Annotated in this window: 19 protein-coding genes and 1 pseudogene; 9 read left to right on the forward strand and 11 right to left on the reverse strand. The window is 68.5% G+C overall.

The features are described 5' to 3' along the window. Positions 1 to 253: 253 nt before the first annotated feature. The 4 genes from ACFY3V_RS34330 to ACFY3V_RS34345 all read left to right on the forward strand — a co-directional run bounded on the left by ACFY3V_RS34330 (position 254) and on the right by ACFY3V_RS34345 (position 3,035). Complete coding sequence (locus tag ACFY3V_RS34330; RefSeq protein WP_362926870.1) at positions 254 to 1,123, forward strand: IS5 family transposase; 870 nt, start codon at positions 254 to 256, stop codon at positions 1,121 to 1,123. Positions 1,124 to 1,197: 74 nt separating this feature from the next. Continuing rightward, on the forward strand, positions 1,198 to 1,527 hold the full coding sequence (locus ACFY3V_RS34335) for a hypothetical protein (protein WP_362900094.1): 330 nt from the start codon (positions 1,198 to 1,200) through the stop codon (positions 1,525 to 1,527). 175 nt (positions 1,528 to 1,702) lie between these two features. Continuing rightward, positions 1,703 to 2,698, forward strand: a complete 996-nt coding sequence (locus tag ACFY3V_RS34340) for a transposase (RefSeq protein ID WP_389779299.1) — start codon at positions 1,703 to 1,705, stop codon at positions 2,696 to 2,698. After that, positions 2,655 to 3,035 carry a hypothetical protein gene (locus ACFY3V_RS34345; RefSeq protein ID WP_389779301.1) on the forward strand — a complete coding sequence of 127 codons (381 nt, stop codon included), beginning with the start codon at positions 2,655 to 2,657 and terminating at the stop codon, positions 3,033 to 3,035. Before ACFY3V_RS34340 ends, ACFY3V_RS34345 begins: the two co-directional genes overlap by 44 nt. A gap of 128 nt (positions 3,036 to 3,163) precedes the next feature. On the opposite strand, the gene ACFY3V_RS34350 is transcribed toward ACFY3V_RS34345, so the two are convergent. Beyond that, complete coding sequence (locus tag ACFY3V_RS34350) at positions 3,164 to 5,380, reverse strand: DUF262 domain-containing protein (RefSeq protein WP_362904180.1); 2,217 nt, start codon at positions 5,378 to 5,380, stop codon at positions 3,164 to 3,166. A 516-nt stretch (positions 5,381 to 5,896) separates the two neighbouring features. Next, entirely contained in the window at positions 5,897 to 6,151 is a 255-nt protein-coding gene (locus ACFY3V_RS34355; protein WP_362904182.1) for a helix-turn-helix transcriptional regulator, read from the reverse strand. A 143-nt stretch (positions 6,152 to 6,294) separates the two neighbouring features. Here ACFY3V_RS34355 and ACFY3V_RS34360 point away from each other — a divergent pair, with 143 nt between their 5' ends. After that, a complete protein-coding gene (locus tag ACFY3V_RS34360) occupies positions 6,295 to 7,656 on the forward strand; it encodes a hypothetical protein (RefSeq protein WP_362904184.1) in 1,362 nt (453 codons plus the stop codon). Positions 7,657 to 7,768: 112 nt separating this feature from the next. Here the strand turns inward: ACFY3V_RS34360 and ACFY3V_RS34365 are convergent, their stop codons facing one another. From ACFY3V_RS34365 to ACFY3V_RS34375, 3 genes are all read right to left on the reverse strand, one after another. Then, positions 7,769 to 8,830 (reverse strand): SIS domain-containing protein, encoded by a 1,062-nt coding sequence (locus tag ACFY3V_RS34365; protein WP_362904186.1) that lies wholly within the window; start codon positions 8,828 to 8,830, stop codon positions 7,769 to 7,771. A gap of 94 nt (positions 8,831 to 8,924) precedes the next feature. Next, positions 8,925 to 9,749: a BtpA/SgcQ family protein gene (locus ACFY3V_RS34370; RefSeq protein WP_389779304.1), complete on the reverse strand. Its 825-nt coding sequence runs from the start codon at positions 9,747 to 9,749 to the stop codon at positions 8,925 to 8,927. Positions 9,750 to 10,448: 699 nt separating this feature from the next. Continuing rightward, the gene (locus ACFY3V_RS34375; RefSeq protein WP_389779328.1) at positions 10,449 to 10,604 is read right to left on the reverse strand and encodes a Rieske 2Fe-2S domain-containing protein; all 156 of its coding nucleotides are present in this window, start codon (positions 10,602 to 10,604) and stop codon (positions 10,449 to 10,451) included. Positions 10,605 to 10,717: 113 nt separating this feature from the next. Here ACFY3V_RS34375 and ACFY3V_RS34380 point away from each other — a divergent pair. After that, positions 10,718 to 10,861, forward strand: a pseudogene (locus tag ACFY3V_RS34380) (hypothetical protein); the annotation flags it as partial. A 240-nt stretch (positions 10,862 to 11,101) separates the two neighbouring features. Here the strand turns inward: ACFY3V_RS34380 and ACFY3V_RS34385 are convergent. Continuing rightward, on the reverse strand, positions 11,102 to 11,377 hold the full coding sequence (locus ACFY3V_RS34385; RefSeq protein WP_362904643.1) for an isoamylase early set domain-containing protein: 276 nt from the start codon (positions 11,375 to 11,377) through the stop codon (positions 11,102 to 11,104). 610 nt (positions 11,378 to 11,987) lie between these two features. On the opposite strand from ACFY3V_RS34385, the gene ACFY3V_RS34390 reads away from it, so the two are divergent. Beyond that, a complete protein-coding gene (locus ACFY3V_RS34390; protein WP_362904641.1) occupies positions 11,988 to 13,046 on the forward strand; it encodes a tyrosine-type recombinase/integrase in 1,059 nt (352 codons plus the stop codon). A 147-nt stretch (positions 13,047 to 13,193) separates the two neighbouring features. On the opposite strand, the gene ACFY3V_RS34395 is transcribed toward ACFY3V_RS34390, so the two are convergent. Continuing rightward, positions 13,194 to 13,781, reverse strand: a complete 588-nt coding sequence (locus ACFY3V_RS34395; protein WP_389779306.1) for a TetR/AcrR family transcriptional regulator — start codon at positions 13,779 to 13,781, stop codon at positions 13,194 to 13,196. Positions 13,782 to 13,931: 150 nt separating this feature from the next. On the opposite strand from ACFY3V_RS34395, the gene ACFY3V_RS34400 reads away from it, so the two are divergent. Further along, positions 13,932 to 14,891: a zinc-binding dehydrogenase gene (locus ACFY3V_RS34400; RefSeq protein ID WP_389779308.1), complete on the forward strand. Its 960-nt coding sequence runs from the start codon at positions 13,932 to 13,934 to the stop codon at positions 14,889 to 14,891. Positions 14,892 to 14,992: 101 nt separating this feature from the next. Here the strand turns inward: ACFY3V_RS34400 and ACFY3V_RS34405 are convergent, their stop codons facing one another. Beyond that, entirely contained in the window at positions 14,993 to 16,876 is a 1,884-nt protein-coding gene (locus tag ACFY3V_RS34405; RefSeq protein WP_389779310.1) for an ABC transporter ATP-binding protein, read from the reverse strand. Between the two features lie 319 nt (positions 16,877 to 17,195). Here ACFY3V_RS34405 and ACFY3V_RS34410 point away from each other — a divergent pair, with 319 nt between their 5' ends. After that, entirely contained in the window at positions 17,196 to 17,501 is a 306-nt protein-coding gene (locus tag ACFY3V_RS34410) for a DUF3817 domain-containing protein (RefSeq protein ID WP_362904633.1), read from the forward strand. A 30-nt stretch (positions 17,502 to 17,531) separates the two neighbouring features. Here ACFY3V_RS34410 and ACFY3V_RS34415 read toward each other — a convergent pair whose 3' ends face one another. The 3 genes from ACFY3V_RS34415 to purB form a co-directional block, all read right to left on the reverse strand. Further along, positions 17,532 to 18,551 carry a DUF4037 domain-containing protein gene (locus ACFY3V_RS34415; protein WP_389779313.1) on the reverse strand — a complete coding sequence of 340 codons (1,020 nt, stop codon included), beginning with the start codon at positions 18,549 to 18,551 and terminating at the stop codon, positions 17,532 to 17,534. A gap of 128 nt (positions 18,552 to 18,679) precedes the next feature. Beyond that, the gene (locus ACFY3V_RS34420) at positions 18,680 to 19,432 is read right to left on the reverse strand and encodes a GNAT family N-acetyltransferase (protein WP_389779314.1); all 753 of its coding nucleotides are present in this window, start codon (positions 19,430 to 19,432) and stop codon (positions 18,680 to 18,682) included. A 5-nt stretch (positions 19,433 to 19,437) separates the two neighbouring features. Then, on the reverse strand, positions 19,438 to 20,868 hold the full coding sequence (gene purB, locus ACFY3V_RS34425) for an adenylosuccinate lyase (RefSeq protein ID WP_350949732.1): 1,431 nt from the start codon (positions 20,866 to 20,868) through the stop codon (positions 19,438 to 19,440). Positions 20,869 to 20,881 lie beyond the last annotated feature (13 nt).

Below are 20,881 nucleotides of genomic sequence, written 5' to 3' on the forward strand. Positions count from 1 at the left end.
AAGTATCGGATGATTCGCGCCACAGGTCGATGCGTTCGCCTTTGACGCCGATGCTTTCCTAGCGGTACCGGCTGGTGCCGCCCATGGTCAGGACAGTCCTTCGTCGTGGGCATGAAGGCCTTCAAGGAGGATGGGACCGGATTTTTCGGCAGGAACGTAATCATGACGATATTCAGTTCGGCACCTCGTCGTCGACTAGGGCGTGTTTTAGAAGTGGACGCTGTCCTTTGCCCCGCACCGTAATGATCTCGGTGTGGGGCGAGGGGATCTTTCTGATGAGCAGTGGGCGGTGCTGGAGCCGTTGCTGCCGGTCGCGGTGTTGGGCAGGCCGGTGGTGGACCGGCGCAGGCTGATAGACGGGATCCGCTGGCGGGTGCGGACCGGTGCTCCGTGGAGGGATCTGCCGCCGGAGTATGGGCCCTGGCAGACGGTTTATGGTCTGTTTCGCCGCTGGCAGCGCGATGGCACGTGGCCGAGGCTGCTGACCGGGCTGCAAGCCCGGGCGGATGCGGCAGGACTGATCACGTGGGAGGTCAACGTCGACTCCACGATCTGCCGGGCCCATCAGCACGCCGCGGGCGCCCGTCGCGATGGATCGGCCCAGAAGGAGCCGCCGGGCGGAATCGGTGTCGAGCCCGCCGATCACGGCCTGGGCCGGTCCCGGGGTGGCTTCACCACCAAGATTCACCTGGCCTGCGAGCAAGGCCAGCGGCCGCTGTCTTTGCTGGTCACCGCTGGACAGCGCGGCGATAGCCCACAGTTCACGGCTGTCTTGGAAGGCATTTGGGTCCCTCGTATCGGGCCGGGGCGTCCCCGAGTCCGTCCGCTGCGGGTGCGCGGCGATAAGGCGTACTCCTCTCGCGCCAACCGGTCCTACCTGCGCAGCAGGGCAATCCGGAGCACGATCCCCGAGCCGGCCGATCAGGCCGGGAACCGTAAGCGACGCGGGCGGGCCGGCGGGCGGCCTCCGGCCTTCGACCGCGAGGACTACAAGGCCCGGCACGCGGTCGAGTGCGGGATCAACCGGCTCAAGCGCAACCGGGCGGTGGCCACCCGCTTTGACAAGCTCGCGGTCCGCTTCGAGGCCACCGTGCTGATTGCCGCGATCGGCGAATGGCTGTGACCCGGCAAAGCGGCCGCTTTCGCATGCCATGCTGACCGCGACCAGGTTGAGCGGGGCGAAGAGGGAGAGCGTAGATGGGGGCTCAGTACTACGGCGCCGACAGCGAAAACGGCGACCGCATCGACGACCCATCCGAGGACGCGCTGTTCATGATGATCAGTGATCTGAACGACTCCGACAACACCTTCGTCGTGATCCAGCCCGATGAGGACGCCCCTGTTTGGTTCGCCTCGGTGGCTGTGCTGGACGAAGGCGGATACGAGGTCGTCCGCCGCGACAGCACCCGAAACGAGCACCAGGTCACTACCTCAAGCAGCATCAACGACATCGCCCGCGACCTCACCGTCTGGTTGGCCGCCCGCCACTTCCCCGGACGGCCAACCAGGCACATCACCGACTTCTAAAACACGCCCTAGTACGGCAGCCGCCATTCGTTAGTTGAGCTGGGCTGATGCGCCGCTGATCGATGCGGCCTTGTGACAGCGATCCCGCACAACGAGAGCAGCCGCTCGTGATCATGTCTGTGTGACGAGAACAAGATCGAGAGCGGCTGCCGCTCTCATGGTAGAGGCCGCGCGGGTGCGGCGAAACTCCGAAGATCTGACGGCCGCACTGGCGCCGATGTTCGCCCGGGTCGAACCACGGCTGCAAGCTGTCAAGTACATCCGCGCCGTGATGTCCGACCTGCCCAAACGCAACGGCTGGACGATCGCCGAGTGGGCGGGCGACCACAGCCCCGACGCCACGCAGCGCCTGCTGAACCGCGCCAGCTGGGACACCGCCGGCGCGATGAGCATCGTGCGACGCTTCGCCGTTGCCCGCCTGGACGCCGCCGCCCCGCCCGCAGCCCTGAAGGTGGGCGCGCTGGACGAGACCGGCCAGGAGAAGAAGGGCACCGCCACCGCGGGCGTCAAGCGCCAGCACATGGGCTGCGCCGGCGGTGTCGACAACGGCATCAACACTGTGCACCTGGCCTACATCCGCGCCGGTACGGGGCATGCGCTGATCGCCGCCAAGCAGGGGATCCCCGCCGAGCAGATCAGCGACCCCATCACCGCGATCACCACCGGCCTGCCCCTGAACCTCACCTTCGCCACCAAGGGCGAACTGGCCATCGACCTGCTGCGCGATGCCTACACCGACGGCGTTCACCTGGACTTCGTGACCGGCGACGAGGTCTACGGCGCCTGCACGAAACTACGCGCTTTCCTGGAGGAGCACGACCAGGCCTACGTGTTGCGCGTACGCGCCGCCTTCACTCTCACCCTCGGCGGCGGCACCTGCCTGACCTGCGATCAGGTGGTGGCCAAGCATCTGAAGCAGAAACGGAAATGGACCCTGCGCTCTGCCGGAGCAGGCTCCAAAGGCGCACGCACCTATGCCTGGGCGTGGATCGCCACCGCCGGCCCACCTTTTGCTGGTCCGCAAACATCGCCGCACCGGGGACCTGGCCTTTCACTACTGCTTCGTCCCCGCCAACCGGCCCGTAACCCTGCCCCGCCTGATCGCCGCAGCCGGGCTGCGCTGGCCCGTGGAGGAAAGTTTCGAGTTCGGCAAGGACCTGTTCGGCCTTGATCAGTCCCAAGTCCGCCTGTATGAGGCGATCCTGCGCCACACCGTGCTGGTCATGGCGGCACTGGCCATCTGCGCGGTCAGCGCCGCGACCTCCCGGCTCCGCACCGACACCCAAGCCCCGCCGCCCACCAGCCCCGACCAGCCTCCGCCCAAGGACCCCGGCATGATCCCGTTGACCGTTGCTGAGATCAAATGCCTGCTCAACGCCACCACCCCCCGCGCACCATCGCTGGAACACGCCGCGCAATGGTCCATCTGGCGACGCCGTCATCAAGCCCGCGCCCGATGGTTCCACCGCCGTGCCCGACTGGCCACCGAATACACCCAGCTCAACTAACGAATGGCGGCTGCCGTACTAGGACGGCAATTCGGTACGCGACTGAGTCGCGGCGGTCGCGGTTTTCAACCAGTGCACTCGTTCCACTGGATCAGAGCCAGACCTACGAAGCCATTGAGCAAAGCTTTTTACATCCGGCGACCAGCCAAAACGCCTGCGGCGACGGCCTGATCACGCAGTGCCCTGAGCGAGAGCATCTCGCCGTCCTCGCGTGTGACGCACCACATTCCCATGCCGTCGCAGGTCCGTGTCTCGCGCACGAACGCTCCCGCCTCATCGATCTTGCTGTAAATGCCGCCTGTGCCCTCCAACGTGATCCGTCCCTCGTCATTGATCTGTGCCCAGTGGTTGAAGCCCAGATAGGTGAGGACGATGCGCGTACCCGGCTGGATGACACCTGCCGCGACCATACGGGCGACATCCGTTCGCAGACGTATCTTCCGTGGAGGGGGCGCGACCTCGTCGGCTTCGGGCTTGAGGAAGGGATCGGAGAGCTTCGCCTGGTCATCGGCGCTGAGTCCCATGTGATCGAAAGACCAGATCTTGGAACACAACCGGAGGTACAACTCCTGCCGCGTCTGAACGATGGTGGCCATGGGCGTCTTGGTCCCGAAAGAGCGCATGCAACTTTCCACCTTGTGCGCCTTGACGAACTCACGCAGCCCCGGAAACCGACGGTGGTATCTCTGGTCGAGCACTCCGACAAGGACGTTGTGACGTCCGTAGAGCTCGATCTTTTCGTCATACGGCATCGCACCTAGACTCGCGTTGTCCTTGTCAGGCAGCAGGACCAGCCCTCCGAGCTGGTTGCGCAGGGAGCGGAAGCGAAGAGCGTCCGGGATCTCGTCTCGATGCCGCTCCGGCTTGTTCGCGAACAGATGCTCTATCTGGTACGGGCGTGTGTCGCTGAGGTAGTCGGGAACCTCACCATGCTGCCCGCACCCTTGCTGTACGAAAGCGGTCAACCTCGCCAGCAGGTATTTCACCTGGCCACGGTTGGTGCCGCGGAGGCCGAACCCCTCCAAGACGGCATACTCGCGTTCTTCCCCTTGAAGCTGGGCGGCGAGCACAGCACTGACGTCATCGGTGGTTCGACACCGGCGAAGTCCCGGCAGGAGAGCGCTTATCGCCTCCATGAGATCTCGTTGCTGGACAGGGAGGTCACTCAGGATTCTCAGTACGTACCAGCGATCGATGTAGGCCGCGATGCGGCGAGCCTTGTCTTTTGCCTCTACCAAGATGTCATCCGCCCTGACCGCGGCGAAGATGGCGATCATCTGCGAGTCGAGACTGTTCTTAGCGTTGAAGTAGAGCGCCTCTAACCCGTCCTGGAGGGTTCGGCTGGCATGCAGGAAGGTGCGGTAGAAGGTCGCCAGGCGCAGGAGCTCCTCAACGAAGGCGTGGAAACGATCTGGACGTCCTCTCAGGCCAAGATGGTCCTCGTTCCTGCGCACCCACAGATTGAGGGCGCTTTCGATTCCCGCCATGTCGTCGTGCTCGTCGTCAAGGCGTGCGTATCGGGCCTGGAGCGCGGCCTTGAGGAAATGCCCCGGCGCGCTTCGGTCGTCGCGCACGGTGGTGAGCTCCGCGAGCATGTGCCGCCACTGGTGATTGAGCTTGTCCTCGTCCTCACCCACGTTGGCCAGCAGGTAGCTCTTCAGGAGGTCGACAGCGGTGAGTCGCGCGCCGCGATCGTTCATCGACTCGAAAATGCGGAAGGCGTTGTTGCTGTCGCTGGCGCGAATACCGACCATCACGACACGGTTGAGGAGCCACTCGATGAACCGCGTGTAGGACTCGGCCGGGACCTCGCGAAGCATCGGCTCGATGTCCTGGCTCCGGCGCCAGAGGTTTCGTACGGACAGGGAGTCGGCCTGTGTCCCCTCGTACTGCCGATCTTCATAGATGGCGTTCAGGACTTTGGTACGTTCCTCGTCGCCGATTCGGTAGCGGGGCTTGGATCGTTCGTCGAAGTTGCGGATCACCGAGGTGAGCATCTCGGTGTGCCCCTGGGCGTTGAGGCGGATGCTGATGGATCGCAAGGTCATGAAGATCAGGTGGAGTGTGGTGAAGCGTTGCTGTCCGTCGACGAGCGAGCGGACGTTGTCCCCGCGCTCGTAGTACACGAACGGCCCTAAAAAGTACTGCGGCATCGGCTCGGGCTTCCTACGGGTCCCGGCAGCATCGACTCCTTCGAGAAAGGCGTCACGAAGATCTGTGACGAGGGTCCGTACCTCCTCCTCGCCCCATGCGTACTCACGCTGGTAGAAGTCGATGGTGTAGAAGGACTCCTCGAACAGCTTCTTGAGCGACACGTTGCTGACCGAAATATCCTCTATCGTCACCTTCGACTGCTCCATTCCATGGTTACGGGGTCGTTCTTCATTCAACAATCGTTCATCGGGGTTGGTGACGTTTCATCCGATGCAAGCCTTGCTGGAACGAGATCCTTTCAAATCCAGGAACGCGATATGCGCATCGTGTCGTTGCAGCTCGCTGTCATCGACATCACGGCGGAGCTCAGTATGGACGGTGACCTGCCAAGGCGGACTCGTGAGCGCCGATTTGCCGCCTGAGGTGGTGGAGCTGCCACCTGCGACCAGGCGATCAAAGTGAACTTAAGCGACGGGCTCGCGGCCGGGTAGAGCACGGTCGCGAATCGGCCGCGCCGCGAGTGACCGCGAGGCCTGCACCTGACTGGCTGCCGATTACCTGCTTCCATGCCACCTCGAAGCGCAGCGGGTGCCGATGGACACCCTCGTACGAGCCTGGGTTTCGTGACCAGCGATCCTCGCGAAGGCTCGTCCCTTGCTCAATGCGATGGCATGGCGCGACCGTACCCGCACATAGGCAACATGCCTTCATTTGTTGGGTGAGGCGCTACGCGCGGCGAACAGTTCCTTGATCGAGATGTCGAGGGCGTCGGCGATCTGGAAGATGTTGTCCAGTCGAGGGCTGTACATGCCGTTCTCGATGCGGTTGATGGTCTTGCGGTCGACCTCTGCGAGTTCTCCGAGTCGTTCCTGGCTGAGTCCTTGACTTTCCCGCACGTCGCGCAGTCGCAGGCCGAACTGTCTGCGCAGCTCAGCGAGGCGTGGCGTGATCGGGGCGGGCACTTACCCAAGGTGGCGTGCATGATCCTCAAAGGTCTGTACCAAGTTTGGTACATATAACGGAGGGTGATCAGTCTCCACCCCCGCCCAGCCGGGAAGCTGACGGCGACCCCTTTGCTCACCTCGGCAAACCTGAAGAGGCAACAATGATCACAACGGAGTCGCGTCGCCCCGCCCGCACGGTCGCCGTACCGCGCCGCAACCACCACGGCGGCCATTCCCCCGCCTGGCTGCTGGTCCAAGCCGCCCAGCTGTCGTGGGAGATCAACTCCATCCTGTCCCTCATCCACGGCGCACGCCTCAACCTCACCGAAGAGTTGTCCATCCAGCACGAGGCGACCCAAGCGTTGATCAATGCCGCGCACGCCGGCGTCATCGTCGAAGCCCGCCTGCCTTTGGCCCCCTCCTGGAGCAGTGGGGTGCCGCGCCCGCGCTCGGTGTTCGCCCAAGCCCGCGAAGCCGGCAGCGACCCGCAGGCGGTCATCCCGGAGCTGTACGCCCCCGCCAAACCCGACATCCCCGCCGAACACCTGCAGGCGCTGAGCGAGGCCTCTCGCCCTGACCTCTTCCCGCACGCCCAGTGCTCCGGCGTCAACCTCAAAGGGGTGCGCTGCGCCAAGCGCATCTTCACCGGCATCGGCGCCGAGCATTGCCACGTGCATCTGACCACCGCCGAACAGCAGCGGCGCGAGCAGCTGCGCGCCGCCCGCGACAAGGTCCGCCAAGCCGAAGAAGACGCCCTCGAGTGCCAGCGGGTGACCCTGGCCCACGACTGGACCGACCGCTACGGCCGCCGCCCCCACCGGGTGGAACTGCCCACCCTGCCCTCGCGGCCGCACCAGATCACCCTCACCCACCCCGACCTCCCACGGCCGGCGGATACGCCTCATGCGGTCATCGGGGTGTACGAGACCGGCTGGCTGACGATCTGCCCCCGCGCCGGTGAGATCATCAGGGCCTTCCTCGACGCCCCGTGCGCCTCGGCGCAGGAAATCGCCGCACACGCCGCGGCCCAGACCCCTGGACGATGGGACGACGGTGAACAGTGGCTCACCTCCTGCGTCTGGGACGGCATCCAGCCGCCCCTGGACTGCATACCGGCTGCCGGTGAGATGCCCGAACTGGATGAATACCCCGGCATCCACACGTTGCGGCTGCAGATGATCGGTGATGAGCACAGCTGGGCCCGCTGGGACAGCGGATTCTCCGCACTGGTTCAAGCCTGCGGCCACCCGCAGGTGGAGACCATGGCGGATCTGCTGGCGTTCTGGCAGCACGTGGGCATCCTGACCCAAACCCAAAGCGCCGACACCAGCTCGTGCGCCGCACCTGAGCTGATGATCGGGACAACGGTGCGCTCGCCCTGGCGGGTCCTGCACGCGGCGGGGCGCCCCGAGTCTCCGTACGCGCTGATGGGTGCGGTGCGCTTCCTGACCGAGGTGGCCACCCCGTGGGATCGTGAAATCTCTCCGGGGGAGGTTTTGGAGTTGGCTCGCGTCGCCATTTAGAGGTGCACCGCGGGTACCGCCCTGGGCTCTGCGACTTCTGACGGGACGTAGTGGGAACTGGGACAGGTGGTAAGCCCATCGGCGCCGAGCGAAAACCGTCGCGGCTTCGTGATCATGGCTGGGGATGATTGGTCGTGAATGGTAGCCGCTTCAGACGCTCAGCAACGAAGCAGGCCAAAGGGCCGACGAACAGGTGGGACACCAGTGCGGAGAACTCCTCACGGACCGTGCTGTGCAGTGGCAATACCACGTGGGCGGTCTCGGCCAGGTCGCGGTCGCTATCGTCAGCCACGGCGATGACGGTGCGCCCGTAATTGCGGGCGCGGGTGGCCACCCGCAGGGCACGGTTGCGGCTGCGGCCCGGCGCGGCAATCACGATGGTCGGCATGTTGCGGGGGTGCGCCAGGACTTCGACGTGCTCCCACTCCTCCAGGTCCTGTCCGGCGGCGAACACACCGGCGGCTTCGATGAGTTTCGCGGCGGCGAACAGGGCACTGCCATACCCTGGGCCGCTGCCGAGCACCATCGTCACCGGCGCGTCAGCGATCTGGTCGGCGAGGTGCTCACACCGCGGCCGCAGCGCTGCGGTGGTGGCCTCGATGGCGTCGGCTGCGGCCAGCACCTCCCGATTGAGCACGTCGGCGTGCGCTGATTGGTGGCCGCGTTGTCGGCCCAACTCGATGGCGGTCAGCAGCAGGCCGAGCAGACTGGCCTGGTAGGTGCGGATCCCGGGACAAGGTCGCAGCCCTTCCAGGGGAAGGGTCACGGTGTGGTCGCTCACCCGGGTGAGCGGGCTGTGCGCGGTGGCGGTGATGGCCAGGGTACGGGCGCCGTGCTCACCAGCTCGCTCCAGCGCGCCGATGAGGCGCCGGTTACCGCCGGAAGCAGAGATCCCGATCACCAAGGTTCCCGCGGGCAGCGCGTCGTCGTGCTCCCAGGCGGCGCCGTACTCCAACATGCGCAGCGCACTCAACGGCTCACACGACACGCCCGCCAGTTGGTGGAAGGCCATCTGCGTGGCCAAGGCGGCGTGGTGGGAATCGCCGCTGCCCACCAGGTAGACCCGGGAAATCACCGACTGGTCCCCAACGAGGGGAAGGCCGCGAACCTGCTGTAGGGCCGGGCCGTACCCGGCGCGCAGGTCCTCAGCCAAAGCGTCAGCCTGGCGCAGCATCTCAGCCAGGGTGTAGGCGGGGGGACCAGGCGGCGATGGGGAGGTCATTGTGTTCCTCCTAGCTGTGTATCGCTCGCAACGCCAGGCACCGGGCTCACCGCGCTGCCCCGCGCACGATGTCCACGTACGCCTTGACCTTGTCGGCGACGATGGCGCTGCCCCAGCCCTCACCTTCCAGGCAGGTGCCGACGAACGCGCCGTCGGCGCCCTCGGCCGAGGCCAGCAGTCGGGCGGCGTTGCTGTGATTGGTGTGACCGGCCAGGATGATCGGCATACCCGGTACGGCGGCGCGCACCGAGGCGATCATCTCCAGCACGCGTCCCTCATCGGGATGGCACAGCGACACCGCGTCCGCGCCGACCTGCCGGGCCGCCCGGGCGACGTCGGCGACCGTCTTGCCGCCCCCGAACCACGTGTAATGCATCGACTCCACCTCAGCGATGATCTTCACGTTTTGGGCGTCGATCTTCTTGCGGTACTCCATCACCGCCAGCGGATCGGCTTCAACCATGCCGTGCGTGGTGAGCGTCGCCCCCACAATCGCGCCCACGCGCACAAAAGCCCCACCGGCGACCTTGGCGATAGCCAGCGACACCTGCACACCGTTCCTCATCACCTGCACCCCCACCCGGAAGTCGGGGCCGACGGCGTCGGCGACAGCGCGGGTAATGAGACTGAGCGCGGCGATCCGCGCCGGATCACACTCCTCGCCGGGGGGATACACCCGATCCACCGTCTGAATGAGACCGCCGTCCGCGCCACCTTCATACAAAGCGCGCGCCGAGTCAACCGCCGTGCGCAGGATCTGCGGGAAGCTGCCCTCCTGATGAAACGGGGTGCCAGGTAGCGGCTGCAGATGGATCATCCCGAGTATCACCGGGCCTCGGCCCAGCCACGGCGCATCGTCTTTATCCAGCACACTGGCCTCCCCGATGCTGCACGCGACCGCCCTATTCAGCATCACCTGCGTCAAGATCAATACAGCGCTTTCCGTGCTCTCACCTTCTTACCGATCACAACAGAGCGCGGCTATGACGATGTCCGCAATCGGTCACCCGGAGCGGGCATTCTTGGCGGGGTGGTCAGGCTGTGAGGGCAGCCTCATGATCCAGGGAATGGCCTGATGCTCACCTGGAATAGTCTGTCTATGAATTACGCCACTCAATGCTGAAGTCGACGCGGTTAGGGCTACCTTCTATGGACCCGTCTTTGAAGAGAGTGACTCCACAGAGTCATAGCCGGCCCGACACCGAGGCAGGCTATGCTTTGCAGCAACGAGGCACTGTTGATGCGATCGCACCAACATGATGTACTGCGATGACGCAGATGTTGATCATGACTCCCTCTGATAACAATGATTCTGTACGGTATAGAGCCAATAGTGCAAGCATATCGCCCTTCGTCCTATTCGGCTTACTTCAAGCATCCCGTGTGACTCCGGGTGCATCTCGCTTAATCCGCACAGCGAAGATCGCCTTGTGGAGAAGTCGCTTAGCCGATTCGTGTAATCAATGACCGCCAAGCCGCCTGTGGATGCGATTGAGCCTGGCGTCTCACTTGACCCGCCAGGTGATCACGATCTTCTCGAGTGACGTGCTCGCCGGGCGGCTTGTCGCATTCAACCTCCTTTGTCGGGCTCTTTCGTCAACTGATGGCAGCGGCTGCCATCGTCCACGAAATCGGCGACCGGGTGACCTCTCCCCTTGGGCATCACCGGCGCGGTGCGCAGCGCGCCGTTCATGTCGTAGGGCCACTGGTGGTAGGGGCAGGTCAGGTGGTGGTCCTTGCTTCGTCTGCGCCGTCGTGGCGGGTGCCGCCGGTTACGACTTCGAACAGGTCGTGTTCGAAGACGAGCATCACGTCGCTTTCCTGGGCCGCTATCCCACGATGGCCGGCAAGGTTCTGGTGGCGCCCAAGGCCCATGTCGAACACGTGGTCCGTGATCTCGACGAGGGGGCCTATCTGCGGCTGATGGGGACGGTTCGCCGGGTCGCCCTGGCGGTCGAGGCCGTCGTGCCCTGCGAACGCACCTACCTGCTGTCGCTGGGCAGCCGGCAGGGCAACGCCCACCTGCACTGGCACATCGCTCCCCTGCCCGAGGGAACTCCTTACTCCTTACGAGCACCAGCAGTATCACGCGCTGATGAGCGAGAACGGGGTGATCCCCTGGTCGGTGCGGCAGGCGCTGGAGCTGGCCGATCGTCTGCGTGCGGTCCTGGCCCCGGACGGTGAGGGGGGGTGATCTTCGGAAGGTCTGCCCGGCGGCGGGGTTCACAGGCGCATGACGCTGCTGTGGTGGTCGATGTGGTCGGCGGTGTCGTCGTCGAACCACAGGCCGCCGGTGGCGAGGTAGCGGAAGCGGTGGATTCCGGGCGGCAGGATGACCGAGACGGTACGGGTGCCGTTGCGGCGGCGGCGCATCTCGTGACGACCGGGCTGCCAGTCGTTGAAGTCCCCGACCACGCTGACGACACCATGGGGGTGGTCGGCGGGCAGGGCGAAGGTGACGCGGGTCTTACGGCCGAACAGTTGGGTGCGTTTGAGCATGTGTGTCCTTTCCGGGGTTTTCCGCGGCTTTCCGGGGTGGGGATGAGGTCAGCTTCCCGGTTGGCGGGGTGATTCGGTAGAGGGGTGTGCAGGCCGTAACACACTGTTCACGCTGGTTTCGGGTTGTTCGCCGCCTGAGTGATTCACCGGGATCGGCCACGGGTGAACTGCTGAAGGACGCGGGGTCTCACCGGCGGGCTCCGGCCGGGGTCTGCCCCCTCATGACTGCGCGCGGGGCGAGCGAGCCGGAGGCGAGGCGGTAACGCCATTACGTCACCACAGATCAGTCGAATCCGGTAAAAACATCTTCGGGACTTCCGTGAGGCCGGGCGGCGGGGTTTTCCTCGCGAGCCCTGCGCCGGGCGTTCGTCTACCGTGGGGGAATGAACATGATCGGTGAGATGGCCGGCGGGCCGCTTTCCCGCGGCCACGGCCGGCGCCTGTCGCCGCGACAGGCGCCGGTAGCCGGCGGTGGCAGGGCGGGAAAGGGCGGGGGTTTCGGCGGACGGGGATGTGGCACTGGTGGCGGGTGAGCGGCCGTTGAGGGCGGCCAGGATACGAAAGGGGTGTCGCCGGGATCATGCGGCCTGCTGATCTGAATCGTCTCAGTGTGGGCGAGTCGGCCGATCGTTACGTGGAGCTGGTGCGGGCCAAGACCCTGACCGGCGCGTTGTCGGCGTCGACGGCGGAGGTGTACGCGCGTGATGTGGCCACTTTCGTGGATCTGGCGGGCGAGGAGACGGTCCTGGACGATCTGACCGGTGAGGACGTCGACGCCGTCCTGCTGGCCTTCGCCCGTAAACCCGACGGGCGACGGCGCTCGCGGCCCGAGGAGGCGGCGGGCACCGCCTCTCAGCCGGTCTCCTCCGCCTCACAGTCGGCCTCCTCTCAGGCGCGGTTTCGGCGGTCGATCTCGGCGTTGTTCAAGCACGCGGTGCTGGCCGGGTGGGTGCAGGTCAATCCGATGGCGACGGCGACGGTGACGGCCAAGGAGCGCGGCGGGCTGCGGCCGCAGCGGCGGGCGCTCACCCGCGAGCAGGCGCGAGGACTGATCGGCGCGGCGCGTGAGCTGGGAGGCGGGCCGCAGGCCGAAGCACCGCAGGAGGTGCCCGCGGCCAGGGCGGGGCGGGTGCGCCGGCGTGACCAGCACACCGAACTGCGTGACGGGCTGATCGTGTTGATGCTCTCGACGCTGGGGCCGCGGGTGTCGGAGCTGGTCCGGGCCAACGTGGAGGATTTCTACACCAACGACGGGGTGCGTTACTGGCGGATCTTCGGCAAGGGCGGCAAGACGAGGGATGTGCCGCTGCCCGACGACGTCGCGCTGGTGTGGGAGGCCTATCTGCTGCACGGGCGGATGGCTTCCGCCGACAAGGCGTTGCTGCTGTCGTGGCGGGGGCGGCGGCTGGCGCGGGGCGATGTGCAGGCGGTGATCGACCGGGTGCAGCGCAGGGTGGATCCCGATCGGCGTCGTTCGGTGACCCCGCACGGGTTGCGTCACACCACGGCCACCCATCTGCTGGCCGACGCGGTGGACATGGACGCGGTGCGGCGGGTTCTGGGTCACAGTGATCTGGCGACGCTGGGGCGTTACCGCGACGAGCTGCCCGGGGAGCTGGAGGTGGCGATGCGCTCGCATCCGTTGCTGCGCGGTCCCTCGTCGAACTGAGCGGCAGGCGGCCCGCTTCTGTCTCCGCCTCGGGTGAGGGGCGCCGGGCGGCGTGGTACTCGACGCGGTGTTCGATGCCGCGCGGCCGGCGCGAAGATTCGACCGAAGGTGCTCACCCGCTCGCGCGACGGCCCCGGCCGTTCTCGTTCAGGCCAGCAACTCCCCCACCAGCTGCCGCATGGAGCGGGCGAACCTGCCGGGGTCGGCGCGGGGGGTGAGGCGGCGCACCATGTCGGCGTCGAACATGCCCAGCAGGGTGTGGGCCACGAAGCCGGCGTCCAGGTCGGGGCGGGCCTGGGTGATCAGGGTTTGCAGGTGGGTGTGCCAGCGCACGTAGGTGGGGTCGGCGTGACGGTCGGGGGCGCAGGAGCGTTCGTGGGCGGCCAGCAGGGCGAGGTTGTCGGCGGCCAGCCGGCACAGGGCGTCCAGGAAGGCGACGATGCGCTCGGCGGGCGGCGCGCCCGGTCCCAGGGGTGGTGGTCCCGACTCCAGTGCCTCGCGCAGTTGCGCGGCCCGCTCCTGCAGCAGGGCCTGCATCAGCCCGGTGCGGCTGCCGAAGCGCCGAAAGACGGTGCCCTTGCCGACCTGGGCGTGCGCGGCGACCTGGTCCAAGGAGATGTGGGCACCGCGGGCACCGTCATGGGCGCCGTCGCGGGCATCGTGGGCGGCCAGTAGTTCTTCCGCGGCGCGCAGGATGGCGCGGCGGTTGCGGGCGGCGTCGGCGCGCTCGCTCACCGCTTCCTCCTCGGTTTTCTTTGCGCAATCGGACTGTCGGTCCGTATATTAGCCCACAGCTAACCGGACCAGCGGTCCGATTGGTTCGGTGTGCTTCGGTGTGCGGGGCCTTCCGCGTGCCGTCCTTCCCGACCGGCAGGAGCCTTTGTCGTGCGCGCTCTCCTCGTCGACCCTCTCGCCCCCTGCGGCCTGCGCCTGGGGGAGGTCGCCGACCCCGAACCCGGCCCCGGCCAGGTGCTCGTGCAGGTGCATCACGCCTCCCTCAACCCCGGCGAACTGGGCATGCTCGCCCACCTGCCCGCCGGTCACGTGGGCGGCTACGACGCCGCCGGAGTCGTCGTGCGCCCCGCCTCGGACGGCACCGGCCCCGCGGCGGGCACCCGCGTGCTGGCCTTCGGGTCCGGTGCCTGGGCCGAACTCCTGGCGGTCGGCGTCGCCGACGTCGCCCCCCTGCCCGGCGCGGCCGCCCTGGCCGAGGCCGCGGCGCTGCCCATGGCGGGCATGACGGCCCTGCGTACGCTGCGCGCCGCCGGTTCCCTGCTGGGCCGGCGGGTGCTGATCACCGGCGCCACCGGCGCCGTGGGCCGCTACGCGGTGCAACTGGCCTTTCGCTCCGGCGCCCACGTCGTCGCCTCGGTCCGCGACGGCGCCCACAAGGCCGCCCTCACCGCGCTCGGCGCCCACGAGGTCGTCGTCGGCCTGGCCGGCCTGCGACAGGTGAGTGAGCCGTTCGACGTGGTGCTGGAGACGGTCGGCGGTCCGCACCTGGTGGCCGCCTGGTCACTGCTCGCCCCCGGCGCCACCCTGCACAGCATCGGCTGGGCGAGTGGTGAGCCGGCCGTCTTCCCCGCCGGCTCCACTTTCTTTCCCGGCCAGGCCCGCACCTTGAGCTCCTTCGGCGACGCCGCCGCCGTCGGAGCCGACCTGGGCCTGCTGGCCGCTCTGCTCGTCTCGGGCGCCCTGTCGGCGCAGGTCGGCTGGCGCGGATCCTGGGAGCGAGCCGAGGAGGCCGCACAGGTGGTCCGCGAACGAAAGGTCACCGGCAAGGTCGTCATCGACATCACCGGCGCCCACACCGACGGGCCTGAGGCGAATCCGGTGCGGGGGTGAGGAGTGGTGAGGCAGAGGGCGCCCGGCGCGCCCGCTGCCCGCGCCGGGCGCGCCCCATCCACCTGCCCGGTGCTGCGAAGGACGAGAGGTTCAGCCGTGCTTCAGCGGGTGGCCGCCGTGGTGGCCTGCCGGTCGAACTGGGTGCGATACAGCTGCGCGTAGCGGCCGCCGGCGGCCAGCAGGCCGGCGTGCGTGCCCCGCTCGACGATCCGCCCATCCTCGACCACCAAGATCAGGTCGGCGGTGCGGATCGTCGACAGCCGGTGGGCGATGACCAGCGCGGTCCGTCCGGCCAGCGCCTCGGTGAGCGCCTCGGCGACCGCGGCCTCACTGGTGGAGTCCAGGTGGGCGGTGGCCTCGTCCAGCACCACCACCCGGGGGCGGGCCAGCAGCAGCCGGGCGATGGTCAGCCGCTGGCGCTCCCCGCCCGAGAGCCGGTAGCCGCGCTCACCGACCACGGTGTCCAGCCCCTCAGGCAGCGCCGAGACCAGATCGGCCAGCCGGGCGCGCCCCAGCACCTGCCACAGCTCCTCGATCGTGGCCTCGGGGCGGGCCAGCAGCAGGTTGGCACGGATGGAGTCGTGAAACAGGTGCCCGTCCTGGGTCACCACGCCCAGCGTCTGACGGATCGAGGCCGCCGACAACTCGCGGACATCCACCCCCGACAGTCGCACCGCGCCGCTGTCGACGTCGTACAGGCGCGCCAGCAGCTGCGCGATCGTCGACTTTCCCGCCCCCGAGGAGCCCACCAGCGCCACCATCTGCCCGGCCTCGGCGCGAAAGGACACCTCCCCCAGCACCGCCGCACCGCCGCGCCCGTCCAAGACGGCGACCTCCTCCAGGGAGGCCAGCGACACCTTCTCGGCCGAAGGGTAGGCGAAGCCGACGCGGTCGAACTCCACCGTCACCGGCCCCTGCGGAACCGCCCGGGCGTCGGCCCTGTCGGTGATCAGCGGCCGCAGGTCCAAGATCTCGAAGACCCGCTCGAAGCTGACCAGGGCGCTCATCACCTCCACCCGCGCCCCGGCCAGCGCCGTCAGCGGCGCGTACAGGCGGGTCAGCAGCAACGCCAGCGCCACCAGCGCGCCCGGCTCCAGCTCACCGCGCAACGCGTAAAAGCCTCCCACCGCGTACACCAGGGCGAGTGCCAGCGCCGAGACCAGGGTGAGGGCGGTGACGAACACCGACTGCACCATCGCGGTGCGCACCCCGATGTCACGCACCCGCCGCGCCCGCGCCAGAAACTCGGCCGACTCCTGGGCGGGGCGGCCGAACAGCTTGACGAGGGTGGCGCCGGGGGCGGAGAAACGCTCGGTCATCTGGGTGCTCATCGCCGCGTTGTGGTCGGCGGCCTCGCGTTCCATCCGGGCCAGCCGGCCGCCCACCCGCCGGGCCGGCACGACGAACACCGGCAGCAGCACCAGTGCCAGCGCGGTCAGCTGCCAGGAGATGCCGACCATCACCACCAGGGTCAAGGTGAGCGTCACCAGATTGCCCGCCACACCCGACAAGGTGTCGCTGAAGGCGCGCTGGGCGCCGATGACGTCGTTGTTCAACCGGCTGACCAGCGCGCCGGTACGGGTGCGGGTGAAGAAGGCCACGGGCATACGCTGCACGTGGTCGAAGACGGCGCCGCGCAACCTCAGGATCAGCCCTTCACCGATACTCGCCGACATCCACCGCATCAGCAGGCCCAGCGCCGCCTCGGCCAGCGCGATCACCGCGATCACCGTGGCCAGCCCGACCACGACGCCCACCGCGGCGCCGCCGACGATCGCGTCGACGACCCGGCCGGCCAGCACCGGCGTGGCCACCGCCAGCACCGCCGACACCACACTCAGCAGCAGGAACCACGCCAGCAGGAAACGGTGCGGGCGGGCGAAGGCCGCGATCCGCCGCAGCGTGACCACCGACAACGGCCGCCGGTCCTGCTGGGCGTGCATCGTGGCGTACAGCGAATGCCAGGCCGCCATTTCCATGCTCATGGTGGGTCACCGTGCTTTCCGTGCTCGTCGGGTGAAGGACCGGCGCCCCCCGCCGCCGCCCGGCGGCGGGGGCGAAAAGCCCGGTGGGCGCCACCTCCACGACCCTAGAAGCTGAAGTTAACTTCAGGTCAAGGGTGCGGTGCCCCGGCCCTCCCCCGGCCCGGGCGCCGCACCTCCCCCTCCCGCACCCCTCTCGCACCCCCGTGCCCGTGCCCCGGCGGGGCGGGCGCCACCTCGCCCCCATAGGCTGAAGGCCGTATTCCCCCGTCCGGACGCCCCGCCGTCTCGACGTCTTCCCCTTCTGAGAGGTGTACGCGCCGTGCCGACCGCACTCCGCCTGTTCCGTTACGTGGCGATCGCCGAAGCATGCTCGTGGGCCGGCCTGCTCATCGGCATGTACTTCAAGTACGTCGCCGCCACCGGAGACCTCGGCGTGAAGATCTTCGGCCCGGTGCACGGCGCCTTGTTCGTCCTGTACCTGGCCGCGGTGCTGTACGCGGCCCGCCAGGACGGCTGGAGCCGGGGTACGGTCGTCGTCGGCCTGGTGTGCTCGGTGCCGCCGCTGGCCACCTTGTGGTTCGAGCGGCGCGTGCTCGCCCGCCGCCGCGAACCGCTCACAGCCTGACCTGCGCCTTCGACCCGCGCCTTCGAGGCCTCACAGGTCCAGGACGGCGCGGGTGGCCGCCCGGCAGCGCCGCGGATCGGTCAGCAGTTCGGCGCAGTCGCCGAACTGGTCGATCGAGCCCACCGCCGGCAGCGCCCGCACACCGGCGTCGGTGATGGCCGCGCTCAGAGCGTCGGCGAACCGGTCGGCGCCGATCACCTGGAAGGGCCGCCGGTGATACGGGCGCAGGCTCCCCTCCGGTGCCGCGGCCACCCCCATCCGGTTGTGCCAGGCCGCCACCCGCCGATACACCACCCCCAGGTGCTCTTCTCGTTCACGCCAGGTGGTGGCCGCCAGCGCCGCCGACAACGCCTCCCCCAGCTCCGCCGTCCCCGGCAGACGGGCGAACGCGCTGCCCAGCCACTTGGCGTACGGCGGGTAGCGCCGCCGCATCAGCACGACCAGCCGCATCAGGTCACGCGCCAGGTCCGCGCTGACCACCGCCGATCCCAGGTCGTCGCCGACCTCCCCGCACCGCCCGGGGAAGGCCTCCTGCCGGGCCAGGCGCCTCCACTGCCCGGCCAGCACGTAGCGTTCCAGATCGGGCGGATACCAGCGCAGCGCGGCGCGCGAGCGCCCCATCACCCCCAGGCCGTCGTGGAAGACCTCCCCGCTGGTGACCTCCGCCAGCCGCTGCCAGGGAGTCGACAGCCAGTCCAGCACGCTCACCCCGCCCAGCGGGTCGAATCCCAGCCGATCGGTGAACCAGGTTCGCGGATCACTCACCTGCACCCCGTGACACTCACCGCCCACGGCGGTGCGATAGCCGCCGAAGTCCGCGGGCAGGCCCTCGCCGACGGCGCGCCGCACCTCCTCGGCGCGGTGCGCGGCCACGAACACCACCACCCTGGGCCCCCAGTCATGGTCGGTGGAGCGTTCGGTGTCGAACGCCAAGACCTCCGACCCGGCGCCGATCAGCGCGGCACTGTGCGGCACGTCGGCCACGAGCGGTCCCACGACCTGGGCGTAGAAAGCACGCGAAAGCTCCAGGCCAGGTATGAAACTGGACATCATTTCGTCCACTCTGCCTGCCGTGACCGCGCCCCGCACCAGGTTTTCCTCCCAGGGCGCCCGCCCCCGAGACCACACCGAAGCCGCGCGAGACCTGCTCGCGCGGCTTCTCGCCCGGGACGGAAAACTCAGGCGCCGTCAAGAGCGGCGGCCGCCAGCGGCCGCCCGCGCAACCCCAGCCGCTCGTACAGGGCGATGGCGGCATGGTTGCCGGTGTCGACCATCAACGCGACCCGCTCGTGCGCGGCCGCCAGCTCCCCCAGCACGAACCGGCACACCGCACCGCCGTGGCCGTGGCCGCGTACGGCCGGCGCGGTGGCGACCCCGGCGACGAACCCCACCTGCGCACACGACCAGGCGTCGGCGGCCACCGCCACCAGATGACCGTCCTGGCCGCGCACCCCCGCCCAGCGCCGTACCCCCGCCACGCCCGGCGCCGCCCAGGAGCCGGGAGCCGCCCGCGCCAGCAGAGCGGCGACCTGCCCCTCCTCGGCCGCCCCCAGCCACTCCGCTCCGGCTTCCGGCCGGGGCCAGGTGAGCGCGGACGCGGCCGCCTCCATCCACTCGAACACCCCCAGCGGGCGCAGCCGCGCCGATCGGGCGACCACCTGCTCCACCAGCTTTCGCTCCCCCATCACCCGGTAGGAGGGGCCGACCTCCTCCAAGAGTCCCTCCAGCAGGGCGCCCACCGCATCGGCCTGCCCGTACACCGTGAGGCGATCACGGCGGTTGAGGTCGGGGCAGGCCACCGCCACCGCCACCGCCTCCCCCAGCGCCCACGCCCGCACCCCCGGCCCCATCGCCTGCGCCCCCCACAACACCAGCGCATCCCCCGAGCAGGCCCGCGCCAGTTGCGCGACGTCACGCAGCCGCACCGGCACGCCGCTCAGAGGATCGCCCCCGGCCGGTAGGCGGCCGCCTGCGGGTAGCGCTCCACGACCCGCCCCACCTGCTGCACGACCGCCTCCACCTGCGCCGAGGCCGCCCCGGTGAAGGAGATCGGCTCGCCCAGCAACGCCTCCAGCTGCGCCCGCTCCAGCGGAAAACGCTCATCTGCTCCCAGCCGGGCGACCAACTCGTTACCGCCGGAGCCCTCGCGCATCGCCAGCGCCGACGCCACCGCGTGTTCCTTGATCAGCTCATGGGCGCTCTCGCGGCCCATCCCGGCCCGCACCGCGGCCATCAGCATCTTCGTCGTCGCCAGGAACGGCAGGTAGCGGTCCAGCTCGGCGGCGATCACCGCGGGGAAGGCGCCGAACTCCTCCAGCACCGTCAGCATGGTCTCCACCAGCCCGTCGAACGCGAAGAACGCGTCCGGCAGCGCCACCCGGCGCACCACCGAACACGACACATCCCCCTCGTTCCACTGGTCGCCGGCCAGCTCCCCGGCCATCGACGCATACCCCCGCACCACGACCGCCAGCCCGTTGACCCGCTCACACGAGCGGGTGTTCATCTTGTGCGGCATCGCCGAGGAGCCGACCTGCCCCTCGGCGAACCCCTCGGTGACCAGCTCGTGCCCGGCCATCAGCCGGATCGTCTTGGCCAGCGAGGAGGGAGCCGCCGCCAGCTGCACCAGCGCGCTGAGCACCTCGTAGTCCAGCGACCGCGGATACACCTGCCCCACACTGGTCAGCCGGTGGGCGAACCCCAGGTGGGCGGCCACCTCCTCCTCCAGCGCCGCCAGCTTGGCCGCATCCCCGCCCAGCAGGTCCAGCATGTCCTGGGCGGTGCCGACCGGCCCCTTGACGCCGCGCAGCGGATAACGGCCGATCAGCTCCTCCAGCCGCGCGAACGCCACCAGCAACTCGTCGGCCGCCGAGGCGAACCGCTTGCCCAGCGTCGTCGACTGCGCGGCCACGTTGTGCGAACGCCCGGCCATCACCAGCTGCGAGTGCCGCGTCGCCAGACCCGCCAGCGCGGCCAGCATCGCCACGCACCGGTCCCGCACCAGCACCAGACTGTCGCGGATCTGCAACTGCTCGACGTTCTCGGTCAGATCCCGCGACGTCATGCCCTTGTGCACCTGCTCGTGGCCGGCCAGCGCGTTGAACTCCTCGATGCGGGCCTTGACGTCGTGACGGGTGACGCGCTCACGGGCGGCGATCGACTCCAGGTCGACCTGCTCGACCACCTTCTCGTAATCCCGCAACACCGCGGGGGAAACCTCCACCCCCAGCCGCGCCTGCGCGGCCAGCACGGCCAGCCACAGGCGCCGCTCGGCCACCACCTTGTACTCGGAAGACCACAGGCCGGCCAGTTGCGCGGAGGCATAACGGGCGGCAAGAACATTGGGGATACGCGGCTTGGCAGTCACGTTGGGTCAGTAT

Source organism: Streptosporangium sp. NPDC000095 (genome assembly GCF_042899335.1).
Taxonomy (GTDB): Bacteria; Actinomycetota; Actinomycetes; order Streptosporangiales; family Streptosporangiaceae; genus Streptosporangium.